The sequence below is a fragment of the Bifidobacterium sp. LH_424 genome (assembly GCF_056356895.1).
This window is the reverse complement of record NZ_JBKEVC010000019.1, coordinates 1-8,584: the sequence shown is the minus strand read 5'-3', so window position 1 is coordinate 8,584 and position 8,584 is coordinate 1. Positions and strand designations below refer to the sequence as shown.

Sequence of the window (8,584 nt, the reverse complement as noted above, 5' to 3'; positions counted from 1 at the left end):
ACCTGGTGATCACGGGTTCGCTGATCACGATCATCCCGTTGGTGGTCGCGTTCCTGTGCCTGCAGAAGTACTGGCAGTCCGGCCTCGCCGCCGGCGCCGTCAAGGAGTGACGGAACCGGCCTCCGGCCGGTGCCCCGTTTTCGGCTCCCTCTGACGAGGGAGCTGTCCGCCGCAGGCGGACTGAGGGAGAGCAGGAGAGCGGCCTCCGGGCCGCGGGGAAAACAGCATCGGCCGAAGGCCGATCCCGCTTCCTGCGGCCTTCCGGCCGCGGTCTCTCCCTCCGTCATCGCTTCGCGATGACACCTCCCTCGTCAGAGGGAGGCGAGAGCACCGCATCGGCTTTCGGCCGATTCCGTTCCCCCTGCCGGGTGGCGGTACCCCCTCAGTCCGCCTGCGGCGGACAGCTCCCCCTGGAAGGGGGGAGCGGGGAAATGGGTGTGTTTGCTCCCCCTTTCAGGGGGAGCTGTCGGCGAAGCCGACTGAGGGGGTTCAGAATACCGCATCGCCCGCAGGACGATTCCGAGATTCCGAACGATTCCGAAGCTTGATACTAAGGATTGTGTTATGACTACTCGTAGAGCGTTCAGGTGGCCGGCGTTGCTCACGCCGTCGACCCGTGGCATCGCGTTCGGTGGCGACTACAACCCCGACCAGTGGCCGGACGAGACCGTCGCCGACGACATCCGGCTCATGCGTGAGGCGCACGTCAACACGGTGGCCCTCGCCATCTTCAGCTGGGATCGGATCGAACCGCGTGAGGGCGAGTTCACCTTCGACTGGCTCGACTCCGTCATCGACCGGCTCGGCAAGGCCGGCATCGCCGTCGACCTCGCCTCCGCGACGGCGACCGCGCCGTTGTGGCTGTACGAGCGGCATCCGGAGGTCCTGCCCGTCGACCGGTACGGACATGTCGTCAACGCCGGGTCGCGCCAATCCTGGCAGCCCACCAGCCCCGTGTTCAAGGAGTACGCGCTGCGTCTGTGCCGCATGCTCGCCGAACATTACCAGGACAACCCGTACGTCACCGCATGGCATATGGGCAACGAGTACGGCTGGAACAACCGCTACGACTATTCCGACAACGCGCTCCACGCGTTCCGATCATGGTGCGAGGCGAAGTACGGCACCGTCGAAGCATTGAACGAGGCGTGGGGCACCGCCTTCTGGTCGCAGCACGTCAACTCGTTCGACGAGGTGTTGCTGCCGCGCCACATGGGCGGCGACGCCATGGTCAATCCGCCGCAGCAGCTCGACTACGAGCGTTTCGGCAACGACATGCTCCTCGACTTCTACAAGGCGGAACGCGACGCGATCGAGGCGATCTGCCCCGGCAAGCCGTTCACCACGAACTTCATGGTCTCCACCGATCAGTGCTGCATGGATTACGCGCAGTGGGCGAACGAGGTCGACTTCGTCTCCAACGACCACTACTTCCATGAAGGCGAATCCCATCTCGACGAACTCGCCTGCTCGGACGCGCTCATGGGCTCCCTCGCCCTCGGCAAACCCTGGTATGTGATGGAGCACGGCACGTCCGCCGTCCAGTGGAAGCCGCTCAACACGCGCAAGCGCCACGGCGAGCTCGTGCGCGACTCGCTTGCCCACGTGGCGATGGGCGCCGACGCCATCAACTTCTTCCAATGGCGGCAGTCCTCCTCCGGTGCCGAGGCGTTCCACTCGGCGATGGTGCCGCACGCCGGCGAGGGTTCCAAGGTCTTCCGCGGCGTCGTCGAACTCGGCGCGACGCTCGCCACGCTCTCCGAGGCCGGACTGCAGGGCACGGAGCTGAAGCGTTCCGGCACGGCGATCCTGTTCAGCGCCGAAAGCGAATGGGCGACGCGCAGTGAGACCCTGCCGAGCATGAAGCTCGATCATTGGCATGACGTGCGCGACTGGTACCGCGCCTTCCTCGATGCGGGAAGCCGCGCCGACATCATCCCGCTCGCCTACGACTGGAGCGGTTACCGGACCATCATCCTGCCGAGCGTGCTCGTCCTGTCCGACGCGGACACGCGACGCATCGCCGATTTCGCCGAAGCGGGCGGCACCGTCGTCGTCGACTACGCGACCGGCATCATCGACGAACACTTCCACGCCGGTCTCGGCGGCTATCCTGGCGCCGGCAACGGGCTCCTGCGCGACGTGCTCGGTGTGCGCGGCGAGGAGTTCAACATCCTCGGCGAGGAGGCGGAAGGCGAACCCGACGCGATCATCCTGTCGAACGGGCTCACGACGCGACTGTGGCAGACCGACGTGACCTCGGTCGCCTCCGACACGACCGTCATCGCCACGTACGCGGGCGAGGCGGCCGCCGACTGGGAGCTCGACGGCACGCCCGCCGTCACCAGCCATCCCTATGGTGAGGGCCGGGGCGTCTACGTCGGCTGCGATCTCGATCGCCACGACATCGCCGCCCTCATCCCCGCACTGGGGGTATCGGAACCCGAATCGTGCGGCGGTCCGGTTCCGGCTCCCTCTGACGAGGGAGCTGTCGGCCGCAGGCCGACTGAGGGAGAGACGTCCGCTCGCATCACGGATTCCCGCATCATCCACACCGTCCGCGAGTCCACGGACGGCGCCATCCGCTTCGACTTCTACCTCAACCGCACGCGCGGCGACGTCACGCTGGAAGACGTCCCTGGCGAGCCGGTCGTCGCGCATCGCACGGAAGCCGGAACGGCGGACCGTGCGAACGGCGCGGACGGCGCGAACGATACGGACGCCGCGAACGGAACCGGCGCATACACATTGCGGCGCAACGCCATCCTCGTCACGAGGACCGTGCGTCCGGAATAGCCGGACGCAAGCGGGTACAATGGCGACGTCGAACCAACGGAAGCGAGGTGCGGAGATGAGTGGGACGAAACCGGCGAAAAGGCGCGTCACCCTGCGCGACGTGGCGCAGGAGGCCGGCGTCTCACTCAAGACCGCCTCGAACGTGATCAACGGCAACGGGCGCATGAGCGAGGCCACGCGCGAACGCGTCGAAACGGTCATCAAGGATCTCGGCTACCGCGTCAACGTGGCCGCACGCAACCTGAACCGCGACCACACCGGATTCATCACGCTCGCCGTACCGTCGCTCACTCCGCCGTACCTCGCCGAACTCGCCAACCGCGTGATCGACGCGGCGCGGCGGCACGACTACTCCGTATACGTCACCACGTATGCGGAAGGCTCGGCGAAAGGCGCGCGCGACCTGTTGGAGAAGTTCAATTCCACCGTGTCCGACGGCATGATCCTGTCGATGAGCGAGGTGGAGAGCATCACGCCCGACGATCTCAAGGTCGATTTCCCGCTCGTCGTGGTCGGCGCGCGCACCACGTGGGGCGTCGCCGACCACGTGACCCCGGACGACGTCAACGCGGCCGCCCGGGCCGCCGGATACCTGTACGACCGCGGTTCCACGCGTCTCGCCGTCGTCGGCGCGCGCGGCGTCTACGACGAGACGGCGCTGCTGGAGGCGACCGAGGGCAACGCGCAGCTGCGCCTGCGCGGCATCATCGAGGAGAGCCGTCGCCGCGGCGTCACGTTGGACGCGCGGCTCGTCGGCAACACGGATTTGGATTGGACGATCGGCGCGGGGGCGCGCGTCACGCAGCGCCTCATCGACTCGGGGATCCCGTTCGACGGGGTCGTCGCATTGAACGACCAGCTGGCGATCGGCGCGATGACCGCGCTGCGCACCAGCGGCATCGACGTGCCCGCCCAGGTGCAGGTGATCGGCTTCGACAATATCGAGGAGGCGCCGTACCTGCAGATTCCGCTCACCACCATGTCGTCGCGTCTCGAATGGACGGCGCCCGTCGCGGTCGAACGGATTCTCGGGCGCATCCACGGCGACATCACGAAACCGGAGCTGCTCACCTGCGAGTCGGAGGTCATCGCGCGCGAATCCACGCGGTGAGCGGTGAGCGGCAGGCGTGTCGTCTCCGTCGCATCGCTCGCATCGTTCGCATCGTTCGCATCGCGTCTCCGTTGAGGTACACCGGTTGACCAAAGCCGGAACCGGTGCTACGCTGTAACCGTTGTGATACACAGCTGTATCTATTGGCACACAAGGAATCGTTGTGTACCAGATTGTGTACCAGAGCAGAGCCGCTGCAATCATCCCGTTCGGGAAGCGTAAGGAGAAGCATGAAGCAATCATCATTATGGGGCCGCGTCGTCGCGGCCGCCGTCACGACGATGACCCTGTGCGCGTCGGGCATGGTCGCGGCGTCCACCGCGGCCGCCGCCGAGGCGCCGGTCAAGGCGGACATCAACGTCAAGGCCATCGACGGACTGTCCAAGGACTTCATCGGGGGAGCGGACGTCTCCTCCATGCTGTCGTTGGAGGAGAGCGGCGTCACGTTCAAGAACGAGCAGGGTCAGGTCGAGGATCTCTTCACGCTGCTCAAGGAGAGCGGCGTCAACTACGTGCGCCTGCGCGTGTGGAACGACCCGTTCACCGCCGACGGACAAGGCTATGGCGGCGGCAACGTGAACGCCGACCGCGCGCTCGTCATGGCCGAACGCGCCACCAAGGCCGGTCTCAAGGTGCTCGTCGACTTCCACTACTCCGACTTCTGGGCCGACCCCAGCAAGCAGCAGGCGCCCAAGGCGTGGAAGTCGTTCGAAGGCGACGCCGACAAGACCGCGCAGGCCGTCCACGACTACACCAAGGAGACGCTCACCAGGTTCAAGGAGGCCGGCGTGGACGTCGGCATGGTGCAGGTCGGCAACGAGACCACCGCGAAGATCGCCGGCGTCTCCGGCTGGGACGGCATGTGCAAGGTGTTCGCCGCCGGAGCCAAGGCCGTGCGCGAGACGATCCCGCAGGCCAAGGTCGCCATCCACTTCACCAATCCGGAACGCAACACGTACGCCGGCTATGCGAAGCAGCTCGCCGACCACAAGGTCGACTACGACGTGTTCGCCAGCTCCTACTACCCGTTCTGGCACGGCACCGCCGACAACCTCGCCAAGCAGCTGAAGAACGTCGCCGCCACCTACCACAAGGACGTGATGGTCGCCGAAACCTCATGGGCCTACACGCTCGACGACGGCGACGACGACTCCAACACCATCACGGCGAAGAACGTGAACGCCGCCGACGTGAAATTCGACATCAGCCCGCAAGGCCAGGCCGACGAACTGCGCTACGTGGCCGAAGCGGTGAACTCGGTCGGCGACAACGACGGCGACGGCGAGAACGACGGCCTCGGCATGTTCTACTGGGAGCCCGCATGGCTGCCCGTCGGCCAGGGCGGCCGCGACAACGCCGACCTCGTCGACCTGTGGAACGAATACGGCGGCGGCTGGGCCACCAAGGCCGCCGGCGAATACGATCCGAACGACGCCGGCAAGAAGTGGGGAGGCTCCGGCGTGGACAACCAGGCGCTGTTCGCCTTCGACGGCACCGCCCTGCCCTCGCTGAAGACCTTCTCCTACCTGCACACCGGCGCAGTCACCGACCACGTGTTCGCCGGCATCGACGACGTCGCCATCACCGCCTCCGACAAGGACTCCATCGACGCGATCAAGGCGAAACTGCCCGCCGACGTGACCGCCCGCTACAAGGACGGCGTCGACGAGACCGAAACCGTCACCTGGCGTTCCGCGGCGCTCGACTGGATCCGCGGCGCCGGCACCTACACGATCGACGGCGTGACCGCGTCCGGACACACCGTCAAGGCGGTCATCACCGTCGAAGCCACCCCCACGACCAACCACGTCGTCAACGGAAGCTTCGAAGACGGCGCGAAGAGCGGCTGGACCGTCACCGGCAGCGGCGCGAGCATCAAATCCGACAAGGGCAACGCCTCCGACGGATCGTGGGTGCTCGGCTTCTGGGCGGACAAGGCGTACACGTTCCAGGCGTCCCAGACCGTCACCGGCCTCGAACCCGGCGCATACACGCTCACCGCGAAAAGCCAGGGCGCGCTCGTCGGCGGTACCGCCGGCACGAACAAGGTGACCCTCAACGCGACGACCGGCGGCACCGGCGATACCGGCGACGCGGGCAAGACGCAATCCGCCGAACTCAAGCTCGACGGCTGGAAGCAATGGCACACCGCCAGCGTGCCCGTCACCGTCGGCGAGGACGGCACCGTGACCATCGCCATCACCGGCGACCTCGGCGCCGCCGACTGGGGCAGCGTCGACGAGGTCACGCTCACCCGCACGGCCGAAACGCCCGCCAAGCCCGACACGACCGCGCTCGAAGCCGCCGTGAAGAAGGGCGAGAACGTGGACCGCGCCGGCTACACCGACGACTCGCTCGACAAGCTCGACGACGCGCTCGCCGCCGCCCGCGTGCTGCTCGCCGGCAGCGGCGCCACCGCCGACGACGTCACGCAGGCGACCAAGCTCGTCGACGACGCCATCGCAGGACTGACGGCCAAGCGGTTCGTCAGCATCTCCGTCACGCCGAAGAAGACCGTCTACCAGGTGGGCGGGAAGATCGCCGCCGACGACCTGACCGTCACCGGCAACTACGAGGCCGGCTCCGGCAGCGTCGAACTCGCCGCCGACCAGTACACGCTCGCCTACGACTTCTCCGCCGCCTCCGATGCGGCGAAGGTCACCGTCGCGCTCGCCTCCGATCCGAGCGTCACTGAAACGTACACGGTGAAGGTCACCGCGAAGACCGACGCCGGCACCGGCGATTCCGGTGCGACCGGCGGCTTCGGCGAGACCGGCGCCGGTTCCGGCAGCACCGGAACGCAGTCGGGCGCCAAGCCGGCCGCGACCGGCCAAAGCGCCGGGACCGGCGGCCTCACCGCCACCGGCGCCGCCGTGCTCGCGCCGACGTGCGCCGCCGTGGCGCTCGCCGTGGGCGGTCTCGCGATTGCCGTCCGTCGCCGTCGTCGCGGCTGACGTGGACGGGCCGGAGCGGGGCCGTCGGGTGCCGTCCCACGCTTCCGCGGGCTCGCTCCGCCTGCCGCCACGCGGCCATGTCGCGCCGGTGGTCGCGGGAACCGCGCGATAGAATCATGGGAAAGTACCGTTCGTCTCGGGCGGTCGATGCCGGGCCGGCGATGTGATCGATGACATGGCCGGCCGGCCTCCGTCCGATGCCGGTGAGGAGGCATGGCATATGGTCGATGACTTGCATGCGAATGATGCGCGGGCCGCGCGCGATGAGGTGACGCTGCCGGACGGGAGCGCGATGCCGCGGCTCGGCATGGGAACTTGGTATCTGGGTGAGGGACGACGGCCGTTCGACGACGAGGCGGCGGCGTTGCGCGCTGGACTGGACGCGGGAGTGCGCCTGATCGACACGGCGGAGATGTACGCGGACGGCGGTGCCGAACGACTCGTCGGCGCGGCGATCGACGGGTACGATCGCGGATCGCTGTACATCGTCTCGAAGGTGTATCCGCACAACGCCGGACGCCGTCACCTGCGCCGCAGTCTGGAGGCGTCGTTGCGTCGCCTCGGCACCGATTACCTCGACATGTACCTGCTGCACTGGCGCGGCAGCGTGCCGTTGCGTGAGACCGTCGACTGCATGGAACAGGCGGTCGAGGACGGTCTGATCCGCCGATGGGGCGTCTCGAACCTCGACCTGAACGACATGCGTGAGCTGATGGATGTGTCCCGCGGGTCGCATTGCTGCGTCGACCAGGTGCTCTACCACCTGGGATCGCGTGGCATCGAAGTCGATCTGCTGCCATGGCTGCGCGAGAGGCATATCCCCGTGATGGCGTACTGTCCGCTCGCGCAGGCCGGGCGTCTGCGTGACGGGTTGCTCGGCAGTGCGGCGGTGCGCGAGGTCGCGGCCGCGCACGGATTCACGCCGATGCAGGTGCTGCTCGCGTTCGTGCTCCATCAGCCGGATATGATCGCCATCCCGCGTTCCGGCGTGCGCGAACACGTGCTCGCCAACGCCGCCGTACTCGATTCCCCGCTTTCGAGCGCCGAGTACGCGGCGCTGTCCCAAGCCTTCCCCGCCCCCGATCACCCCGTCCCTCTCGACATGGAGTGACCCGTCTCCCTGGATTTCTCTGTTGAGGGGTGGCTGTCCGAGTCGAGCACGTCGAGGTCGCCGGCGTTGAATCTGGCCCCCTCTGTGGAGGGGGCTCCCGGCGTGAGCCGGGTGGGGGAGAGTGCTCCCCCTTCAGGGGGAGTTGCCCGCCGGTGGCGGGCTGAGGGGGTTGTCGGGTTGTGGTTGTGGGGTGTCGTGTTGGTGAATGGGGTGGTTGGTTTGGTTGAATTCCTGTGACACGCCGGCTGGTGGTGGTTTTGGTGGTGTGGTGGTGTGTCGGGTGGGGTTATGATGTGGTTGTCGGGTTTGTCGGGCCTGTTTTCGACACGCCGGTGGAGCGCCGTCGTTGCAACGTTTCGGGCGTGGTTTTGTCATGCGGGTTTGCGTTGTGGTGGGAGTTCATGTAGATTGTTCGTCTGTTGCCGCTCGGCGCGGCGGGCTGATTCCCCTTCTTCTGGTTGGGTTGGTCTGCCTGTCGGCGTGGTGGTGGTTTGAGAACTCAAGAGTGTGTTGTACTACTTACTTCTTTATAGTCAATGATTGCCAGTCCGATTCCCGCTCGTTTTCGAGTACCCGAGGGGGTTTGATGGGGGTCGGGGTTTTTGTGCGAAC

Annotated in this window: 4 protein-coding genes and 1 pseudogene; all 5 read left to right on the top strand. The window is 66.9% G+C overall.

The genetic code is table 11. The features are described from left to right. Window positions 1–110 (top strand): annotated as a pseudogene (locus tag AC1AYP_RS10575) (carbohydrate ABC transporter permease); the annotation flags it as partial. Between the two features lie 454 nt (window positions 111–564). Next, complete coding sequence (locus tag AC1AYP_RS10570) at window positions 565–2,796, top strand: beta-galactosidase (RefSeq protein WP_476547850.1); 2,232 nt, start codon at window positions 565–567, stop codon at window positions 2,794–2,796. 55 nt (window positions 2,797–2,851) lie between these two features. After that, window positions 2,852–3,907, top strand: a complete 1,056-nt coding sequence (locus tag AC1AYP_RS10565) for a LacI family DNA-binding transcriptional regulator (protein ID WP_476547849.1) — start codon at window positions 2,852–2,854, stop codon at window positions 3,905–3,907. A 230-nt stretch (window positions 3,908–4,137) separates the two neighbouring features. Further along, complete coding sequence (locus tag AC1AYP_RS10560) at window positions 4,138–6,861, top strand: glycosyl hydrolase 53 family protein (RefSeq protein WP_476547847.1); 2,724 nt, start codon at window positions 4,138–4,140, stop codon at window positions 6,859–6,861. A 220-nt stretch (window positions 6,862–7,081) separates the two neighbouring features. Then, a complete protein-coding gene (locus tag AC1AYP_RS10555; protein WP_476547845.1) occupies window positions 7,082–7,972 on the top strand; it encodes an aldo/keto reductase in 891 nt (296 codons plus the stop codon). The last annotated feature ends 612 nt before the right edge of the window (window positions 7,973–8,584 follow it).

What these genes read in the sequence shown, in the direction of transcription:
- AC1AYP_RS10555 (WP_476547845.1), top strand. Translation starts at nt 7,082, where the DNA reads ATGGTCGATGACTTGCATGCGAATGATGCGCGGGCCGCGCGCGATGAG.
- AC1AYP_RS10560 (WP_476547847.1), top strand. Translation starts at nt 4,138, where the DNA reads ATGAAGCAATCATCATTATGGGGCCGCGTCGTCGCGGCCGCCGTCACG.
- AC1AYP_RS10565 (WP_476547849.1), top strand. Translation starts at nt 2,852, where the DNA reads ATGAGTGGGACGAAACCGGCGAAAAGGCGCGTCACCCTGCGCGACGTG.
- AC1AYP_RS10570 (WP_476547850.1), top strand. Translation starts at nt 565, where the DNA reads ATGACTACTCGTAGAGCGTTCAGGTGGCCGGCGTTGCTCACGCCGTCG.